Below are 20,920 nucleotides of genomic sequence, written 5' to 3' on the forward strand. Positions count from 1 at the left end.
ACTTTTATTCCATTTCATACTTAAAGATCGGATGAACTGTATCGATTGTGCTTTCAGCATGTATCATTTCATGAATCAATCCCTCTTTCATACCATAGACCCAGCCGTGGACTTTAAGTGTCTTTTGTTCCAATGCAATTTGCACAACTTTAGTTTTGCACAAATTCTTTACCTGCTCCACAACATTGATTTCAACCAAACGATTAAACCTCTCTTCCTTCGTTGGAAGTGCTTCAAGCTCATCTATATTTTTAACATAAATTTCTTTAATATTCCTCAGCCAGTTATCAACATAACCATAAGCGATGTTGTCCATTGATGACTTAATACCGCCACAGCCATAATGCCCACATAAAATGATATGCTTTACATTTAAAAACTTAACAGCATATTCAAGTACACTAAGAAGGTTAAGATCAGTATGTATAACCATATTGGCAATATTCCTATGCACAAATATTTCACCAGGTGTAGCTCCCGTAATCACCTCACACGGAACTCTGCTATCAGAACATCCTATCCACAAATATTCAGGTTTCTGAACTTTGCTTAACTTCTCAAAATAGTTTGCATCCTTTTCTAATTGTTCAGCTGCCCATTTTCTATTTCCTTCAAGTAATTTATTATAACTTTTAATCATATGCAGATAGATGAGTAATATTGGAATTGAAGTTTAAATTTATTACTTATCAGTGAATAAATTAGTCTTAAATCAAAATAAATAAACAATCCTCTGAAAACCCGACAGATAAAATAATTATTTAACAACAATTTTACCCACAAGGAACAGATAATGGTTGCATAATTCATTCGCTAACTGAATACTTCAAAAATGAAGGATTTAAAGGACTAGATTTATTTCTTCAATTCTCCTGAAAACCCTCAAAATCCTTTTGGATTTCCTCTTAATGTCTTTTTGTAAATTAGTTTTTGCTTTTTGCAAAATGCATACCTCTAAAAACTAAGACATTGCCTGCAAGACATCAAAAACATCATTTATGAAAAACCACCTAATATTCACATTTTTTTTTCTGTTGGTGCATCTTTGTTATGCTCAATTACCATTGTTAACAACTGAAAACACCTACTTTGTAAAAACCTCTAATAGAGAAAAGATTATTCTGAAAGGAATAGGAGTTTCAAATAACTCATGGGGATTTTATGAATGGCCTGTCTCAGATTCATTGGAGAAAGCTGGCGTTAGTCCAATGATCCGGCCAAAAGAAATGAAGCCATTTGTGTTTACTTCCGAAGACATAGATCGCATTAGCCAATTAGATGCAAATGTGATCCGCTATTGCTTTAATCATGACCTTTTTCATCCGCAAAATTCAAAGCGCGCATCTAATATATCACTCATGCGAGATCATATTTCTCAACTTGCACAAAAAGGTAAGTATACTATCGTTTGCATGCAATTCTGCCCAGGTCTTGATGTCCAGATAGAGACATACGAACGAAATAAGCCTCCTAGAGAGCGTATTCAATCTGTCTTTGAAAGTGATTCCGTTTTCTCACTTTGGAGAGATATCTGGCAATATGTGGCTGGTGAGCTTAAAGATCTTGATGCCGTAACCGGCTACGAACTGATCAGCGAACCCAAAAGACCGGCATTGGCAGACGCCAGCGAACAAAAACTAATTCAATCATATATTGAAGTCATTGATAGTATTAGAGCAAAAGATCCCCAACACATTGTGATGGTGCCAGAGTTTAACAGCAGAGAGGCTAATCCTGGAGAACAATATTGGAATGAAGTTTTGGGAAGTTATGTAGAGGATCAGGGAGAACAAGGCACAATTTGGGGAAGGAACTGGCTTGCCTTGCCAGCTGATATATCCAATCTTGTCTATGTTGCGCATATCTACAGCCCATACGAATTCACTACAGGAAAAACGTTCGACACATTCAGCAGAACGGAGTTGCAAAATACAGTAAAAACATCTGCAGAATGGGCATATAAACAGAACAGGCCGCTGTATGTTTCCGAATATGGAGTTAATTATTTTCATACTTTAAACGGCTCAGATGAAAAAAGAATCGATTATCTGAAAATTATACATGACAGTTTTGAAGAAGATCATATATCTACAGCAATATGGCAATACAAAGACCTCATTACCCCATGGGTAAATATGTCCCAGACCTTTGGTATTTGGCAGCATTATTATGACATGAGTACCATTAAAAAAATTAAAGACAACGAAGTAGAATACTCTGATCAACAAGCGATGTCTGCTGCAATAAACTCACAGATTTATCCTGTTCTAAATCAATATTTCATTGAAAACGGGGCATTCAAACAGGTATCTATTGTGGGTAATCAATCTTTATTTGATGAATTGAACAGATACTTCAATGCCAAAACTCTTGGTACCAAGGAGATCAAAGAGGCCAGATACCCTTTCATAGTGGCAGATAAGGAAAACATATATTTCAGAAATTTACCGGAATATTTGCAACAACTGCCTATATCCATATACGATCTGAACGGGGACCTGCTACTGAATAAAAATCTGATGAGCAATGATGGCTCTTTCTATACGCCATTCCAATCATTCAGAAGTAGTAAGCTTGTTATTGTAAAATATGGCCCTAATGAAGAATGGTCCGGAAAGATTATTTTACAATAAAAAAACTTATTCATACAGGGGCCTCTATATTAGAGGTCTCTTGTATACTATTAAATTCCTTTCCGATCATAATACAGATTAAAGAAAGCTATGATATAAAATTATAAACAATTTAATTTTCTTATTTCCGCCTTTGTATTCCTATTATGTTTGGGATATTCCAATATTCTTTATTATTATCATTTTCATTAAATCCTGTTTCATAGCTTCCGCATTTCTCTATGCTCAATAATGGATGATTCAAATAAAATGATGCTTCAGGCCCACCTTCGAGATACATCAGCCGTTTTAATTCAATAGACATTGCAAGAAGATGGTCAACAAAATCATGTACCCTGTATGGCGATCTTACAAAAATGAAAAGCATATTTCCAAGCCTATCTTCACCAATCAAAACCATGCTCCATTTTTTTTCCTGTAATTGCCATGTATTTTTTGTCTCACAATTCACCATGCGAATACCTTGAGAAAAGCTATTGTATTTCGTCTTAAGCTTATTCCAATCCTGACAGGTCATGTCTATAATTTGTGCCTTAGGGACTGATGTGTCTTTAGGATTAAATGCTACAATATTTTTATAGGAAGGATTTAATGAGGGATTATTCACATATTGAAAATTTTTCATATAACCGGTACAAGTTTTAAAATCATCTTCCAGTTTAAACATACCTGCATTAATAACTGCTATAAGATTATTTTCTTTGCTTAGCTCATTGGCCTTTTTGCTTTCAGATTTCTTCTCTCCTGCACAAATTAATTTAAACTGAAAATAGTCAGGATCGATCTTTAAGATATCAACCTTTGAATCTCCGACTATTGATTTATCAGTTAAAATTACTGAAGAATAATAAAGCCCCTCTTCAAGTTTCTTCCATTGGATGTTGTCTTTGTGAAATGAAGTTCCTGCGATACAAGTTATTGTTGACAGGATAAATATTCTAAATTTCATGTTTAGTAATTTAATTTCATTGGTATGGATTGCCATAGTCATATTTAAAAGGTTGTGATATTTTAAATATGAATAAAAAAGACCTGTCTCTCCACAGGTCTTTTCGGTATATTACATCATCAATAGAACGAACTTATCTCTTAACAACTTTCAATCCTGTAACTTCTGATCCATCAATTATCTTAACCATATATAATCCTGGCTTATCCAGTTCTTTAACTGTAATATCATCACCATTACTTGTAGTTGAGTATACAGCAATACCATTGGCATCATAAATAATAACTTGCGTCAAACGTCCTGTAGATACCTGAATTTTCAACTCGTCATTAAATGGATTTGGGTATAAGTTAAAAGATGTTTTAGATAAAGAATTTTCGATGGAAGTATTAACACTGGTGATACTTGCTTCATAAAGAACGGAACTACCACTTTTACTTCCTCCTGTATAAAGTACATTACCACCTTTTGTTTTCATTGCGCTAAGAGCAGTCCCTGAAGGATATGAGAAATAGCCATCTTTTCCAAATGATTTATCCCAAGTTCCTGTCATTGATACCTTTGAGATAAAATCATATCCCCTCACGACAAATCCATCACCAAAGGATTCAACCGAACGTATACCATCCGGTCCCTTGTATGAAAATGAATTATCAATAGCTCCATCCGTTGTAAGGCGAAACAATGAGTTGTAGGCCCATCCTCCAGTATTTACTAAGACTACCAATTTTCCGTCTTCCTGAATTACTATATCTTCCGCAACATCGATGTTTTCTCCCCCTTTATTGACAACATAAGAACCGGTCCCATTAAATTTAGTATCCAGGGCTCCCATCGGAGTGAGCCTCAAACAAGTAACATCAAAGTTAGACGTACTGCTACCAACCGGGCTTGAACCTCCTATCACGATTGAATTATCGCTTTGAATTGCCACACTATATAATTCCTGAAAAGATGCAGGATCTCCCAAGGTAAATATCTTATATCCGGGGGTCTCAGGGTTAAATGTATCATCAAGCTTCCCATCTGAAGTATATCTGACTACTAAATAATCTCTTTTGTTTGTACCGTTATTAGTATATCCAGCTATGACAATCTTACCATCATTACCTACAGCCATATCCCATCCGTCTTCCACAGTTTTCCCGGTAAAAGATACTCTTCCGTTAATACCAAAGGTGGAATCTAATGTTCCATTTTCTTTAAAGCAGATAAGTTTTATCCTTGTTGTAAATCCTCCCGTTATACTTTCATAGCCTGTTCCCATAAGAAGTATTTTATTTCCCGGCAGTGCTATTACTTTTCGGGGTGTTCTAATCTCTGTCCCCTTCACATATCCGATTTTATTAAATGAACTGTCTATGACACCACTCTCTTTAACCCGAGCTACAAAATACGAATCACCATTTACTGATGAACAAGCCAGAGCAATTTTATTGTCTTCCTGAATATCAATGCTGACAACAGATGAGAATAAATCAGATTTAAAAGCTCCATTTACACCAAATGTAGAATCAATTTTAATTTGAGCCTGTACAGAATATTGGGTAGATAAAAGGAAGCTACTAAAAACAAGTATTTTTTTAAGCATAAAATATATTTTAAAAGTATTTAATAAAAATAATACTCAAACATACGCAATTATCTTAAAGTCAGTTCAAAATTTTATGACTTAAAATCACAACCAATTTTAAAGGTCCAATTTATAAAAAAGAGATAACAGACATCTAAAGTCTAACATGAATAATATCTTTGATTATTTTTTTATTCTGATTACAAATATCCTGCAGAATATTAATCTGCAGGATATTCAAAAAATCAGACTTTGGAAGGAACTTCAGCTCCTATTTGCTTCAGAAATCCTGGTATTCCACCGCCAGCAACTTTTTCAACAGTTATTGTAACAATTTTATCTCCCTTAAAAGTCATAGTAAGATTCTCTTTAGGATTAGATATAACCTTGTTTGTTGGTTGAATGGCTGGTTGCCCTTTTATAAAACTAGGCATTTCTTTTGTAAAAGTACCTCCAACCTTTGCTGTACCATTAACCACATTTCCGCTTTCGGTTATGTCAGTCATGTTAAATTTAAAATCAGGAATTCCTGTTGAAAGTTGTTTATGAAAAGCCAACCACTCATCACTGCCCATGGGTTGTGGAGGAGCTCCCAAAATTTTAAAGTCAGGCGCTAAAAAACTCTTTGCCTTTGTATAATCACATTTTTCAATCGCTGTAAATAAATTTTTCACAATTTCTATCTTTTCCATACAATGGTTATTTATAAAAAAACGACTTAGAAATATGAATTGTTGATCACCTGAAATCCCTCAAAAACTTAAGGGATCCTCAATATTTTCTCAAGGGGAAATCATTTGAAACAAGCGCAAAATAAACTTTTGCGAAAAAATTAAATTTAGAATCTAAAAATTGTTAAGTAAATACTGAAAGATTCTTCTATTAATATTGATACGTAAATTCCTGGATCAATAAAGGATTCATTAGTTCATAACAGAAGTCGAAATAAAAAAAGTCTATTAAAACCCAAAAGAGACCTTTGTTTCTTTATAACATCCTGTTATATTCCTGATAATTTCACAACTACCTATTACAAATTGATCCCCTTTGTAATTTCGTTTCTGTTTCTGTCTATGAAATTATAAATTGATTGAATATCCTTTATTACCGCTTGTATCTCTAACTCAATTTTATTTCCGATATCAATCAATCCAAACCTTTTTTTAAATTCATCTGTCGGCATTGATTCATCCTCTTTTAGTTCTTTAAATGCATATAAATACTTGTTATTATACTCCTGTACCAAATCAGCCAATTTATTGTAATCAAAAAACTTCCAGCTATCTATATAAGGTTTATAATGATTTTCCCCAGGAGAACATGGACTCTTATTGTAAAGAAAGTCTCCCATTTCCACATAATAAAAAAAATCGATGTAGTAATAAACATTCTTTTGCAGAACAGAAAAAGAATCAACTCCTTCATTGATTCCCTTATCATACAAATTGGACCAAATTTCATCGGAAGTCATAAAATGATTTCATTTTTAGTATATCTAGATTTCAACACACAAGACTAACATACTAATTCACTATAATTAAAATGTTTCGTTATTCCTCTTCAACATATAAAAGATAAAAAATTAAAATCATCATAGAGTTATTAATGTTAAGTGATCCCATTTTAGATCCCTGCTTGTGAAACAGACCTGTTAAACAGGTCTTGTTTTTTAGAACTTTCATTTCGAAGATAAACTGTCACAGTTGTTCCTATATGTTCTTTACTATCAAGAAATATCTCACCATTTAGTTGTTTAATGATATGACTTACAAGGTATAAACCAAGTCCACTTCCATTAGACTTTTCAGTTCCTCTGAAAAACATTTTGAATACATTTTGCTGGACATCTTCAGGAATACCTATTCCGTTATCCGAAATCATTATCTTAACCTTATCATTAACCTCTGATACCAATATTTTAATAATCGGCGTTTTGACACCCTCACTTCGATATTTAATAGCATTATCTATAAGATTGTGAAACAGTGTGATAAGTAATATCTTATTACTTAGAAACTTATTTTTAACAGAAATATCCTGTTCAAATGTTACTTTCTCATATCCATTAATATTTTCAAGCGATTTAATTGCCTCACAAACTATCTGTTCGAATATTACTGGTGCATTTGTCTTTTCCTCTTTACGTATGCTTATTGTATCAACCAATGACTTTAAAATGTCATCCAGGCTTTCGGCCTGCAGACCTATATGGGCATAGAACTCTTTAACTGAAACAGGATCTTCGAGATTCGTAATGTTCATCAATCCAAGAATCCTTGCAATTGGCCCCCTTATATCATGAGATAATTTATAGATAAATGTTTCAAGCTCATCAAATGCATAAAAATTTTCAATTGATACTGAAGTAATATCAGCAAGAGCTTGCAACAGACGAATCTGATCCGAAGAGGGGGAACATTGATCGGCCCAATAATTACCTATGGCTCCTATGGGATTAACTGTTCTGATAGGAACCATTACAAGACTTCTGACAAAAGTTGGTTTATATAATTCAATAGGAATGCGACTGTCTGAATAAATATTTTCAATCACCAGTGGTCGTCGATGCATCATAACCCACCCGCTTACACAGGATGACATGGGAAATCGCTGGCCTTTCCACAATGGACTTATAGCATCCTCATCTGCATAATAACACAAGTCATGTTCTCTTAAAATGAAAGTAGCTCCGTCTGCTCCTGTTAGCTGTCTCGCTGTTTTTCGCACAACAGACATGATTGAATTAAGATCTCGTGCTAATGATAATTGTTGTACTGTATCTACCAATAATTGTAATTGTTCCCCAGTCATTTTTACCAATCATTTTAGAAAAAACCAAAATCATCATCTGAAGAAAGTAAAAATTAGGAATAAAACAAAAGACCAACACCTTAAAATTCCGGACAAAACAATAAATTATACAAACGAACAAATATAATTTCCCTTACATTGGAACATTTTATCAATATTTGCTCCGTAAAAATCCCTAGAAAAAACTCTTCCATTTTTCTTATTCAATGGGGTGTTTTTAAGCGAAATAAGCAATGAAGACTATGAGAAGTAAATCTGTTTTAAGTTTTTCCCTCATTAATTTTCAACCGGTAAAAAAGTTACATAATTAATTTTCTATGATTAAAGAGACTACCCATTATAGTCATTCCCTTACCCTTTTGCATTAGCTTATTCTTTATCTTACTTATTTTTATACTTCAACCTTAATACTACCCTTAAGTAAGGTGTGTTAAATACCAATCGAAATTCTGAATACATACATTCCCTCTTTAAGTCTATAGCTCTAGTCTCAGTAAACTACTATATCAACTTATCAAACATTACCAAACTAGGCTGGTTTAGTCCTGTGAAACATGTTTCTTGAGAATCAGCAAAAATTTAGAAATCTTAACTTCTGATTTAATAGAATTTATATATTTTTGAAAATTAACAATGAAGGGACGATTAGAGAATAAATAAAATTATGTCAACTTTTAAGAGTGCTATTAGACTGAAATCATTTACAGGCAAAGGGTTTATTTTTTTATTATTATTGATATCGGCTTTCGTTTCAAGGGCTCAAGACTCAACACAAGTAAAAAAGGATACAACGGCGAAGAAGTCCTACTATGTTGAAGCAGGATCATACGCAACCAAAAGAGATCCAACTCCTCCGGAATATACCAGGCAATTCAATGAAACAGGGATAAAGGGAGTTGAAAAAATAAATTGGCTTGATGTAGGTCTGGATAACAGAACCCGCTTTGAGTATCGCCAAGATGATATAAGAAGGCCATTTCTTGCAACTGATTATCCCATTCTATTTAGAACACGTGCATATGTTGGAATAAAGAATGTAATTGATCCATTTAGATTTGCAGTAGAGATGAGTGATGCATTCAGAGTACACAGCAAATTTCCAAGAGACAACAGGGATTTTAACCGGGTAGAACCCATCTCTCTTTATGCTGAATTACATTTCAAAAAAGCTTTAGGCAAAGATCCATACGGAAACAACAGACCTGCTTATGTGCGATTCGGAAGACAGAACTTTGAATTTTTGGATAGAAGACTGATAGGTTCAAACCAATGGCGTAACACGACCAATACGTTTACAGGTTTTAGAGCAGCCTTAGGACAGGATAAAAATGATTGGCAGCTTGATTTGCTTGCTGTTAAACCTTTGATCAGACTTATGACTGAACTTGATACGGCAGATCATAAAAGTCAATTGGGTGTAGCCATTTTTCACTGGAGAAAATGGTCTAAAATCATTACAATTGAGCCATATTTATTGTATTTAAGACAAAAGCCAAATTCTCAGGATACGGTACGTAATCGTCGTATCTATAATATTGGTACTAGAGTATATGGCTGGCTAACCAAGGAAATAAATTATGATGTTTCATACAATCAGCAACTCGGTACAGACAACGGTAAAAAGCAAAGAGCCTATGCAATCACTGCTGAAATCGGATACAAATTCCCTTATGGATGGAAGCCACGATTCAGTTTATTTTATGGCTATGCTAGTGGGGATAGAAATCCAAATGATGATGTAAATAACAGGTTTGAACGTTTCTTTGGATTTGCTCGTCCATGGTCCGCCGATGACTATATTGTTATGGAAAACATTATAGCTCCTAAAGCAAGAGCTGAGTTTGAACCAGGAAAAAAAATAAAGGTAGATGTTTCTTACAGCTTCTATTGGCTTGCCAGCCGAACTGACAGGTTTAACAATTTATTCAATGTTCCTACTAACCCTGAAGCACCTAACAGGGATAAAACCGGAAAAAGCGGAGTATACCTTGGTCATGGCCCGGATGGACGTATACGATTTGAAATCTTAAAATTTATCAAGACTGCAGTAGGGTATTCACATTACTTTAACGGAACCTTTGTTAAAAACAGACAACTTGTAGCTTACGACAATTCTACCTTGGGATCAAACTTCTTTTACATAGAAACCACTGTTAACTTCTTTGATATCTTCAAAAAGTGGTGATTTTCCTACTTGAGACAATATCTATATTCGTCATCAATTTATTTTAATTCCTTTGATGACGAATAATATTTTTTTAACATTTTCGCTCACACACTAATATTTAGTACAAACCTATCCATAACGCAAACCACTCCCGTACACCTTAAAACACTAATTACCAATACACTATCCAGTGCATCTTTCAATTTTATAAATTCATCGTATTTCCCAAAATAACTTATATTTGTATTCACCTACTTTGTAAAAAGTCGTATAACATTGAATCAAAGACTAAAAGAGCTTTTTTAGTCTGAACTAATACCAACCTTAAACGATATGATAAAAAAATTAAGTCTACTTTTCTTAGTCGCAGGAAGTATCTTTATGACATCTTGTGAAGACCTTGGAATAGATCCTTCTCTATCTCAGGACGAGGTCGTTCAGGGCTTAAAAGAAGCCTTAAGAGTAGGAACAGACACCTCTGTGACCATGCTCAATAAAACAGACGGATATTTCAAAGATCAGGCAGTTAAAATACTACTTCCTCCTGAAATTCTAATGATACAGAATAATCTTAATGCGCTGGGCATCTCTGCAGTCACTCAGCCTTTGATCGACCAATTGGTCTTAAAGATTAACAGATCCGCTGAAGATGCAGCTTCAGAAGCTAAACCTATTTTTGTTAATGCCATTACCAATATGACAATCACAGATGGTTTAAGCATATTGAATGGAAGCGATACTTCTGCCACATCATATTTGCGCTCAAATACTTATTCAGATTTAAAAGGCCTGTTTGCTCCTAAAATCGATAACTCTTTAAATAAACCTCTTGTAGGAAGTGTTTCAGCTGCCTCTACTTATGAACAAATTGTAGATAAATACAACACTGCGGCCAAACTTTACAATCAAATTCCGGGAGGAACGAAATATACCATTATTAATCCTTCTTTAAGCGACTATGTTACAGGAAAGGCCCTAACGGGATTATTTATTAAGGTTGCAGACGAAGAAAAAGCAATCAGAACAGATCCTGTGGCTCGAGTGACGGACATTCTAAAGAAAGTATTCACTAAGTAAAACTTCCCTTTCTAAAACAATACCTGAGGATCATCTTCAGGTATTTTTTTATTTGCTAAAATCAATTTCCAGGAGATTTACACAAGACTTCACAATTTACCTCCTTATATATCCTTCTCTTTTTCTCCAGATATTGTTCTCACAATAATCATAAGTAAACTTTAGTCAATCTCCATTTACTTCGACAGGATAAACACATCATATTTTTTAAAGGTGATTAAACTGCATGAATAATCATTTTGTGAAATTTTAATTTTATTATTGACAGTATCCTTTCTACTTATAGAAGGGAAATCAACTATAAAATTTTCCCATTTACGAACTTAGCAATTTTGGAGACGCCTTATATGAAATTACGTTGTAAAGAATTATCAATATTTCATATAAGCCATAATCTACATATAAATAAATAAAATAATCGAGATAGTTACTCTTGTCGGAAAATTTAGGTGAAAACTGTATAGCTTTTACTCATATTAAGAGTTCTAAAAATTTTCTTCACTAATGAATCAGAGTATATCGTCAATAATTTATCGGGTTCAATGATATATATCAAAAAACTTTACAAGCTCATTTCCTAAAATAAATTTACCACATCCTGTTTAAAGCTCATTTGTTTAAAGTCAAAGTATATTAGTTTCAAAAACCCTTAAAAAAGTGAGCATATATGGCTCTCTCATATTGCCAGAACAAATTACTTATAGCCATGTTTCTTAATTAGAGAAAGTAATTAAATGATAATAAAGCCTTTATGACAAATATTCTTCTCTGTTCAATTTAACTATCTAAAAAATGAATATAGATAAATCTTTGGTATTAGATTTTCAGTCTGGATTAAGAGGAAAGCTGATTTTACCAGGTGATGTTGATTATGAGAATGCACGTAAAGTCTACAACGGAATGATCAGCAAAAAACCTGCAATGATTGTAATGTGTGCAGACGTAGCTGATGTTATCCAGTGTGTAAATTTTGCAAGGGAAAATAATATACTTCTTGCCGTGAGAAGTGGTGGACATAACGCAGGAGGACTAGGGATATGCGATGATGGGTTAGTTATTGACCTATCTCTTCTGAAATATACCAAGGTCGATCCTGCAGCCAAAACGGTAATTGTAGGAGCAGGATGTACATGGGGAGACGTTGACCACGCTACTCATATTTTCGGACTTGCCTGCCCCTCAGGGATTATTTCGACAACAGGCGTAGGTGGCCTCACACTTGGAGGTGGTATGGGACATCTTACCCGTCATTATGGACTTACTATTGATAATTTATTATCAATAGATCTTGTAAAGGCAGATGGAAGTTTTATAACAGCAGATGAAAAGCAAAACCAGGATTTGTTCTGGGCAATAAGAGGTGGTGGTGGTAATTTTGGCGTAGTTACAGCATTTAAATTTAAATTAAATCCTGTTAATGTTGTTTTCGGAGGACCAATATTATGGGACCTCAGTGAGTCAGCTGAAGTCCTGAAGTGGTATCGAGAATTTATTTTGCAGTCGCCTGATGAATTAAATGGATTTTTTAATTTCATTACTGTCCCTCCTGTAGCACCGTTTCCAGAAGACCTTCATATGAAAAAAATGTGCGGCATAGTCTGGAACTATACAGGTCCATTGGCAAAAGCAGAAGAAATATTCAAACCTATAAGGAATTTCAGAAAACCAGCTCTTGACCTAACAGGCCCTATGCCCTTTACAGCTTTACAAACCATGTTTGATGATCTTTACCCTACAGGTTATCAATGGTATTGGAGAGCAGATTTCATAAAAGATATACCTGATGAAGCAATTGAAATTCATAAAAAGTTTGCGGCAAAGCTTCCTACTTTGCATTCCACAATGCATTTATATCCGATAAATGGAGCAGCATCACGTGTAGGTAAAAAAGATACGGCGTGGACGTTCAGAGATGCAAACTGGTCTATGGTAATTGTAGGTGTAGACCCCGACCCTTCGAATAAGGAAAAAATCACCAAATGGACTAAAGAATACTGGGATGCATTGCACCCATATTCTGCAGGAGCGGCTTATGTAAATTTTATGATGGATGAAGGTGATGCACGTGTAAAGGCAACCTATGGTGATAACTATAAAAAACTTGTTGAGATAAAAAATAAATACGATCCTGAAAATTTATTCAGAGTCAATCAAAATATAGTGCCAACTGTACAAAAGGTAAAGGCATAAAGCAGTATGCATAGAATTAGACTTAAATTAAAAGGACTCGAAATTCCGTGTCCTTTTAATATTCTATTAGTCCCTATGAAATAAAGAATGTTTTAAAGTATCAAGAACACAACCTTGCAAAGACAGAATATAAGCTATTGCCTTTTTTGTGCTGTCTGCCTGAGTGGAAGAAACTACACTTATATGTTCTAGTTTCCCTTTCACTGTTATATTTGATTCCTCCTTAATCCCTGCTAATTCTCTTCTATATTCTTTCGGAAATGTCGCACTTAGAGAATACCCCGGCTTTTTATTCTTGAAAGATGCTCCAGACTTAAATATGACATTACTTGTATTAATATCACTTTCAATTCGGTTAAGAAGCCAATTTACTACATATGGAAGTGAATCTTTTCTATTAAATTTTATAGTATCTAATTGTTCAAAAATACCCACAGTACCATGTATGGAAAGAACTTTATCCATATACATTTCAGTAGCGGCAGTACTATCTTTGTAAAAGTTACTAAGCAGAGAATCCGCACTTATTGAAATTATCTCATCTGAAGCTAGTACTTCTTTCTGAATTTCTGACTGCTCTTTTATGTTGCACGCACTTATTAAAAAAATCAAGGAACAGATTAATATATTTTTTTTCATATTAAAAATGGTTTATAGTAAATATACCTACTATCCTTAATACGAACAAAAAAGAACGATGAATGTCTTAGAAAATATCTATAAATGGCTCGGAAATTTGTTTTAAACTCTTACTGATTTGCCTGTCATATAGTAATTCAAACCATCTGTTGCTTCCGAGTTTTTTGAAGCATCATATCCAACCGAGAATTTGTCTGGGTCAGCATCAGTTAAAAATATCAAAGTTCTCTTATTATTTTTATTATAGCCGTAATAATACACATTGTGTTTATCTTTAGCATAATATCTATCAAGGAGAGTGAACGTATCTGCATCAGCGCCATCTACCTTTACAAGTGAATCCTGCTGCCCATACAAAAGAAGATAGATATGATTTTTATCTTTGCAAAATACATGGTCTCCATTCTCTACTACAGTAAAAGTCGATAAATCAATAGGAGTATTAACAAGTTTATCAAAGATAAATAAGTAAGTCTCATCCGTTGTTATTCCATCATTTAAGAATCTAAATTTTTCAGGATTCGCTTTGGGCAATGTATTATTACCATAATAAACGTAGTTTCTGTCCTTTCCATAGATTCCCCGTAAATTCTGGAAAGTTCCAGCATCACATCCTTCAATCTTTTTTGCATTGAAATATACATTCGCTTTATCTTTCCAGTAGACAGGTATTGAATTATCAGAAAAATCAGCATCGATCCATTTCACTGGTGCGAATGTCAATGGATCTGCTCCTTTTACAATTTTTCCTAAGTAAAAAACATGTTTACTATCTTTTGCATAAAATGAACCGGTTGTTAAGATAGAAAATGAAACAGGATCAGCTCCGGATATTTTATATCCATCAAAAAATACTGCAGAATCATTCTTAAAATAACTATTATTCTGTATTCCCCATCTTAGATTAAGAAGCATTCTTGGAATACCATACAAGAAGATAATTCCACCTGAAATGCCTGAAACTAATATAAGCCACCAGTTTACGCTCATTCCCCAAAAGCCATAGTCTATAACCTTAAGAAAGGTAAATACAATAACCGGATACCCCATCAAAAATGTTGCAAATAACAATGATGATCTGTTATCTCTAAACCCAGTTGAAGCAATCATCATAGGAGACATCATAATAATAACCGGCCATGGGACCATAATTATGGTGACAAGGATATTTATTATTGTAGACACAGATATTTAGATTTTAAACTTAATTAGCAATAAAACTGATCAAATGAGAATGAGCCTTTAAGCCCTTATCAATGATTTTCGAAATTTTATATCTTCCCTGATATACAAGCTTCATACACTTTCATTATCCTCTTACCAATTTCACCTTTGTCAGCATAAAAGGAAATGGTCGACTTGATAGTCAATTGGCTATCTCTATAGGGTAAGCCTTCAATATCAATTATCATATTATGCTCATTACAACCATTTATTGAGATGTTGATATATTCCTGCTCAAATGCTTTCACAGATTTCGATTTACCGTGTTTAAATGCTGGCCAATCGGTCAATTTTGATTCTTGGAGACTTTGCTCTTTAAAAGAAAATTTATTCAGATTATTAATTACTCCTTCCCCTAATGCCTTATCAGTAATTCCTTTATCAAACACTTCACAGCTTTCTTGTTCATAAATAATCCCAGCCTTATTTACATTTCGAGGTGCAATAATTATTTGCTGATATTTATCAGATACATAAACTGTTATACGTTTAACTAATTTCTTTTTCCTTATAAAAAACATACTTAAAAACTAAGGTTTGCTTCAGCCAATTAACTTCTTCTAATGTTATTAACTAAATTTGATCAGAAGTATACTTTCTATATTCATTAAGTGAAATTTCCTTTAGCGGATTTCCACCGTCAATAAATAATTTTCCTTTCCCGGTTAATGCTTTAGCGATCCTGAGGAATGAATGCTTTTCAATTTCAGGATGTCTACCATCTAAAGCTCCAACTCTGACTGCAATAGCAATATCGTATGGTTTCTCTTTTGGTTCTAATTCAAAATACTCTATAGCAACATGTTTGAATGAAAGTCTGCCTGCTTCAATTTCAGCCTCAGAATTAGCAATAGCTTGCTGAATGGCTTTGGCTAAGCGGTCAATAGCAAGAATGTGCCCTTCACCGATTAATCCAGATATTTCTCTTGCCATTGCCCCAGGCCCACAACCAATTTCCAGAACTCGCATGCCATTCTTTAATGGAAGAGCATTTACAATATCCAAAAGTCGTTTCGATAATTTGTTATGCATTTGACTTGTATTTCAAGTTCAATTATATTCTCTTTCTTTTAAAGAATAAAAGATTAGAAAAGATATAGTAATTACTCTTCATCATTCCAGATCCTGTTATACTTTCTCTTTACTTAAATACAAACCAATTTATCCATTTATAACTTATGTTCAAATTGTTAAAAGACTTTTCATCTAGCTTTTACTAATTAGTATAAAAAAAAGCCAGCTAATTGCTGGCTAATTAATTACAGTTTCCGTCTGCCGAAGCCTTTAATAGTATGTTATTTGCGTAGAATATACATTTTCACCATCTGAAAGATGCAGAATGTATACACCATTGTTCAGACTTTTAATTGGGGTAGATTCGTTCTTTTGGGTACTACCGTTAAGTATTAACACTCCCGATGCAGAATAAAGAGAATAATGAAGTTTTGATTTATTTCCTGACCAGTCCCTAACTGTAAAAATTCGATTTTCCATATCCCAGTTCAATGTTGCTTTAGCAATCTGAGATGGCTTTGCAATAGCAGTAGATACCTGAATAAATTCAGCAAAGTAATTATTGCTTTTATCACATTCATCATCAGAGTTAAGATAAACTTGAGGGAGAAGATATGGATAGCTACTTTGAGGATTTTGAGGAAATGGGCTGGCTTCAAAGGTCCCATTATACGTTTCTCCCGGAGAAAGAATGTCAGTACTTTGAAAACTTGCGAATGCTCCTCCCGCAGGCGCGTCACTTCCTACCTGGTTATCGGTTGAAACATAGTTTTGGATCACTACCTGACCAAGAACAATGTCCTCTGTACCTATATTCTTAATATCATAAGAATAGTAATAAGTACCATCTACAATTGAAGTAATGGTGATATTAGTAAAAACAATATCTTTTCCAGTGCAAGCATATGTCTTACTAATAATAGAAAACAATAGTAGCATTGCTAAAAATAGATTAAATGGACGTAGTAGATTTCTCATAACAAACTGGTTTATAATCCAATTAAAACAATAATAGAACTCTGCCAGATTTAAACGTTGACCGCATGAGAATGTTCTTAAATTGATCCATACCATATCTGATTGTGATGTTAACTAAACAACTTTACACTATAGCTATGGTGAAATAATAAAAAAGTCTATTGTTCAATTTGAATATGGATAGAAAATGGAACATTGGTATATCTAAAAGAAAAATATACCCACCTGTTGCTTTTTTTAAGGCAGCTGGCTGCCATTGGGCAGTGAAAGATACGAACAAGATTGAATAGAATTATTCAGAGCTACATAGTAAATTAGTTGTTTCGGCATAAGTTATTATCGTTCCCTTCTGAGTGATATTTTTTCAAATGGTAAAACATGTGAACCCTTGACTTGAGTAGCCTTCAAAATATTAGTCTATTTTACACTACATGCTTAAATTAAAAGTAAGCTTTGACTCCCGACTCATATGGCTGTCAAGTCTGCGACATACGGTGTAGATAGTTTCACTTTTTTTTAGTTTAACTAACATTATGTTAACAACCATAAGAAATCCAAACAAGGATGTATTTAGTCTCAAAAATATTTTTACCTTGGTATCTATCTACCCGAAAAAGAAAAGAGTCAAAATTATAGCCAAACAACTTTTTATTTTTTGTTAAAGTCGCTACTAAATCGTATTCTCTTGGAATTACAACAAGCGTATCTTTCAATCTATATTTACTTTTGATTCTTCTTATTTCATCCTGATAAAATCTTTTCTCATCACGAATTTGCTTTTGTGTATTTCTCTTTTTAACAGGAACAACTTTGCCATCTATTACTATTACCTCTTCCATATCTGCAGTATGTGGCAATGCTCTAAAAAAGTAATTCGCAGAGTCGTTAATTAGTATAAACTTGGTTTTTTCTCCGATTGCTTTAGAATTATTATAAAAATAATCAACCCCTTCTCGAGAATGATTTCTATAGTCTATAATTTCATTTAAACTCGTAAGGTATCCCATAGAAATAACGAATCTATCATTTTTATTCTTGGGAATAATTTGAATCAAAGTGTTATTGATTCTTTCGTCCAGATCCTCGCTTAAAAATACGGTATCAATCTCCAAAATTAATGATTCTTTATACTCTGTATTCCCGCTTTCAATATTATATTCCGATTCTATATATCCAGAAGGTATATGAACATCTTCTCCTTTTGAATTTTGAATAGCAGAAGAACCAAATCCATGAAAAATTACACTAAAATTATTGTATCTAATTTTGGTTGCGTGTGTTAGGGTTAAATCTTCATGAAACACAGAATCATTAATTGAAATTACTGAATCACTATAATTCCCTTCCGATATCATAGTATCTACGACAGCTAACTCAACTTTCTCTACAATAGTATCTATTGATTGATTTATATTTATTTCCGATGTTCCCTCATTCTTCTCTGATACACAGCTCTCAAAAAAGATCAATAAGATGATGTAAAAAATAACCCTAAACTCCATACAAATTAGTTTTATAGAAATTCCATTATTAACTTTCAATAAAAATAGAAACACTGTACTAATCACAACACATGCGCTTTATTTTTCATTTATATATACCAAATTATTTATTTCCACTCTATATTCAAAAGTCAAAAAAAGTTTTTATGCAGTCTATGCTATTGAACATACAAGTGCGTAGATTTGCTTTCCTCCAAGATTTCATCTTATGGAAACAAAAAACAAAACAGTAACACACTATGATTCACAGAGTTTATCTTTTTCAAATCTCTAAAATTGCCAGTATATAAACTTTTCTTTTTTGAAATGCGTATATTTCGGTCGGCTTTAAATTGATTTAATCACAGTTCCCTTTAACTATGAAAAAACTTTTACTAACCATTCTTTCTGCCCTATCTCTTTCTGCCGGCATCAACGCCCAAACAACAGACACCTATATTGTTGCAGACAACCCGGCGGCAATTTCATCCTGCGTTGATTCAGTTATCACTTTAGCAGATATTATACAAATAGCAGGAATACACGATCTCAATGATCCGAATGACGATGTCAGCATGTACAAAATGTTCCGTCTACAGGGGGCTGTGATTACAACAGATGAGCTAACAAGTATTCATTACAGTGATTATTCAAGCGTGTTCGTTAAAAAAATGAATGCAACAAGCTCTCATCATGGAGGCATTCAAGTATATCTTTACTTGATCACTCCACCAACTTCTATATTCAGTGTGGATACCCTAAAATATACAGTTGAGAAAGGAGCTACAATAAACTTCACTTCCGATTTCTTTGCAAAATTTACCTTCTTCAGCAGCGGCAAAGATCTCACCAGTCTTAACGAACGCATTCTGTTCACGGACCAATCTATAGGAACAGAAGCTCCTATTGGTATTGGCTCCATGTGGTCAATTGTGGGTAGAGGAAAATATAAAATCAGGGTGCAGGTTGCTGTATGCAATCCTACAGATTATTATTATGACAGCATTTATGTAATAGTCGATGAATCTCCCTGTCTTAAACTGGAAATCAAAAATATGCCGTCTGTCTGCAGAGAGGATATATTGGACATTACACCTTACGTTTACCTGGATGATCATTTAGCTACCTCAGCAGATCTGTCACAGATGACCTTTATCAATAAAAGTTTATTAGGGGGACCAGGTGAAACCTTTGATCCCATAGCCATGGACATGACACAAATGGTAGATAAAACAAGCCGATATCCTATCCTTCAAATTGCCTATCAACCGAATGTCGCATTAGGTATGTGCACAAATTATAGCTACATGCCGACCTTAAAAGTGCCTACTAAATTAAGTACTTCGGATGTAGTCCTTACCAAAAACAATTATGGTGCTGCTGTAAACTACACTCTCGACGGCGATTATTATGGATTCAATGATATGTTCAGTAAAGATGTATTTAAAAAATTATATATTGACAATTTCACTTCGGTTCACGGTGGTACCAACTTAGACTTTTATTCAGATGAAGCATTGACCGTTCCAGTATCCGACAATAATTTAACACCAGGTACTTACTACATTACCGCTACAAATCAGGATTGTTCCGATGACAGCACGTTATTTAAGGTAAATGTAAAAAATAAAGATTTCGATATCATTTGGCAGTCAGCACCTGCCATCGGTAAAGGCTATTATACGTTTAATGCACCTGTTTATAGCGGAGCCACCTATGCTTGGTTTGCTTGGGGAGGTTCTATGATTTCAGGAAATAATACGAACCAGCTAACTGTATATTTTTCTGAAACTGCTGCACCATCTGTCAATGTAAGCTGTACTATCACACTTCCAGCTGTACGTACAACTATAAATAGTAATGGCTTAAGCTCCGCAGTGTATATTACTTCTGACGAAAATGGTAACAAAGAAGAGATAAAACCCGGTATTACAACATCAGTGATTTCTAGTGTTTCAGGAAGTTCCCTGAAGGCTTATCCGAATCCTTCAGCAGAAACATTTGCATTATCTGGCTCTGGCTCTTATGACGTAAAAATCTATAATTCAGTTGGTCAATTAGTATTTACTAATACATTATATAAAGCTGAGACGCCTATTACCGTTTTAAATAAAGGTTTGTATGTGGTACACGCAACACAAAATGGTATTTCTCAGATAGTGAAAGTTATTGTCGAATAACGGG

The 20,920-nt window shown here is 33.9% G+C and carries 17 protein-coding genes; 5 read left to right on the top strand and 12 right to left on the bottom strand.

Annotation, left to right across the window (positions count from 1 at the left end):
• Positions 1-4 precede the first annotated feature (4 nt).
• On the bottom strand, positions 5-640 hold the full coding sequence (locus J7604_RS18585) for a carbonic anhydrase (protein ID WP_293898939.1): 636 nt from the start codon (positions 638-640) through the stop codon (positions 5-7).
• 358 nt (positions 641-998) lie between these two features.
• Here J7604_RS18585 and J7604_RS18590 point away from each other — a divergent pair, with 358 nt between their 5' ends.
• The gene (locus J7604_RS18590; protein ID WP_293898941.1) at positions 999-2,633 is read left to right on the top strand and encodes a cellulase family glycosylhydrolase; all 1,635 of its coding nucleotides are present in this window, start codon (positions 999-1,001) and stop codon (positions 2,631-2,633) included.
• 121 nt (positions 2,634-2,754) lie between these two features.
• On the opposite strand, the gene J7604_RS18595 is transcribed toward J7604_RS18590, so the two are convergent.
• The 5 genes from J7604_RS18595 to J7604_RS18615 form a co-directional block, all read right to left on the bottom strand.
• Positions 2,755-3,582 (bottom strand): phosphodiester glycosidase family protein, encoded by an 828-nt coding sequence (locus J7604_RS18595; RefSeq protein WP_293898943.1) that lies wholly within the window; start codon positions 3,580-3,582, stop codon positions 2,755-2,757.
• A gap of 133 nt (positions 3,583-3,715) precedes the next feature.
• Entirely contained in the window at positions 3,716-5,173 is a 1,458-nt protein-coding gene (locus tag J7604_RS18600) for a T9SS type A sorting domain-containing protein (protein WP_293898945.1), read from the bottom strand.
• A 227-nt stretch (positions 5,174-5,400) separates the two neighbouring features.
• The gene (locus J7604_RS18605) at positions 5,401-5,847 is read right to left on the bottom strand and encodes a nuclear transport factor 2 family protein (RefSeq protein WP_293898947.1); all 447 of its coding nucleotides are present in this window, start codon (positions 5,845-5,847) and stop codon (positions 5,401-5,403) included.
• A gap of 338 nt (positions 5,848-6,185) precedes the next feature.
• Complete coding sequence (locus J7604_RS18610) at positions 6,186-6,626, bottom strand: hypothetical protein (protein WP_293898949.1); 441 nt, start codon at positions 6,624-6,626, stop codon at positions 6,186-6,188.
• A 152-nt stretch (positions 6,627-6,778) separates the two neighbouring features.
• A complete protein-coding gene (locus J7604_RS18615) occupies positions 6,779-7,966 on the bottom strand; it encodes a HAMP domain-containing sensor histidine kinase (protein WP_293898951.1) in 1,188 nt (395 codons plus the stop codon).
• 664 nt (positions 7,967-8,630) lie between these two features.
• On the opposite strand from J7604_RS18615, the gene J7604_RS18620 reads away from it, so the two are divergent.
• The 3 genes from J7604_RS18620 (at position 8,631) to J7604_RS18630 (ending at position 13,400) form a co-directional block, all read left to right on the top strand.
• Positions 8,631-10,151: an alginate export family protein gene (locus J7604_RS18620; protein ID WP_293898952.1), complete on the top strand. Its 1,521-nt coding sequence runs from the start codon at positions 8,631-8,633 to the stop codon at positions 10,149-10,151.
• Positions 10,152-10,466: 315 nt separating this feature from the next.
• Complete coding sequence (locus J7604_RS18625; protein ID WP_293898954.1) at positions 10,467-11,210, top strand: DUF4197 domain-containing protein; 744 nt, start codon at positions 10,467-10,469, stop codon at positions 11,208-11,210.
• A gap of 792 nt (positions 11,211-12,002) precedes the next feature.
• Positions 12,003-13,400 (top strand): FAD-binding oxidoreductase, encoded by a 1,398-nt coding sequence (locus J7604_RS18630; protein ID WP_293898956.1) that lies wholly within the window; start codon positions 12,003-12,005, stop codon positions 13,398-13,400.
• Between the two features lie 66 nt (positions 13,401-13,466).
• Here J7604_RS18630 and J7604_RS18635 read toward each other — a convergent pair whose 3' ends face one another.
• The 6 genes from J7604_RS18635 to J7604_RS18660 all read right to left on the bottom strand — a co-directional run bounded on the left by J7604_RS18635 (position 13,467) and on the right by J7604_RS18660 (position 18,757).
• Positions 13,467-14,039: a hypothetical protein gene (locus J7604_RS18635; protein ID WP_293898958.1), complete on the bottom strand. Its 573-nt coding sequence runs from the start codon at positions 14,037-14,039 to the stop codon at positions 13,467-13,469.
• Between the two features lie 102 nt (positions 14,040-14,141).
• Entirely contained in the window at positions 14,142-15,224 is a 1,083-nt protein-coding gene (locus J7604_RS18640) for a DKNYY domain-containing protein (protein WP_293898960.1), read from the bottom strand.
• Between the two features lie 86 nt (positions 15,225-15,310).
• A complete protein-coding gene (locus J7604_RS18645) occupies positions 15,311-15,784 on the bottom strand; it encodes a hypothetical protein (protein ID WP_293898962.1) in 474 nt (157 codons plus the stop codon).
• 52 nt (positions 15,785-15,836) lie between these two features.
• Positions 15,837-16,295, bottom strand: a complete 459-nt coding sequence (locus J7604_RS18650) for a methyltransferase domain-containing protein (protein WP_293898964.1) — start codon at positions 16,293-16,295, stop codon at positions 15,837-15,839.
• 252 nt (positions 16,296-16,547) lie between these two features.
• The gene (locus J7604_RS18655; RefSeq protein WP_293898966.1) at positions 16,548-17,255 is read right to left on the bottom strand and encodes a T9SS type A sorting domain-containing protein; all 708 of its coding nucleotides are present in this window, start codon (positions 17,253-17,255) and stop codon (positions 16,548-16,550) included.
• A gap of 536 nt (positions 17,256-17,791) precedes the next feature.
• The gene (locus J7604_RS18660) at positions 17,792-18,757 is read right to left on the bottom strand and encodes a hypothetical protein (RefSeq protein ID WP_293898968.1); all 966 of its coding nucleotides are present in this window, start codon (positions 18,755-18,757) and stop codon (positions 17,792-17,794) included.
• A gap of 359 nt (positions 18,758-19,116) precedes the next feature.
• Between J7604_RS18660 and J7604_RS18665 the strand changes: the two genes are divergently transcribed.
• Positions 19,117-20,916: a T9SS type A sorting domain-containing protein gene (locus J7604_RS18665; RefSeq protein ID WP_293898970.1), complete on the top strand. Its 1,800-nt coding sequence runs from the start codon at positions 19,117-19,119 to the stop codon at positions 20,914-20,916.
• Positions 20,917-20,920 lie beyond the last annotated feature (4 nt).

The organism is Sporocytophaga sp., from assembly GCF_017745095.1.
In the GTDB taxonomy this organism is placed as follows: domain Bacteria; phylum Bacteroidota; class Bacteroidia; order Cytophagales; family Cytophagaceae; genus Sporocytophaga.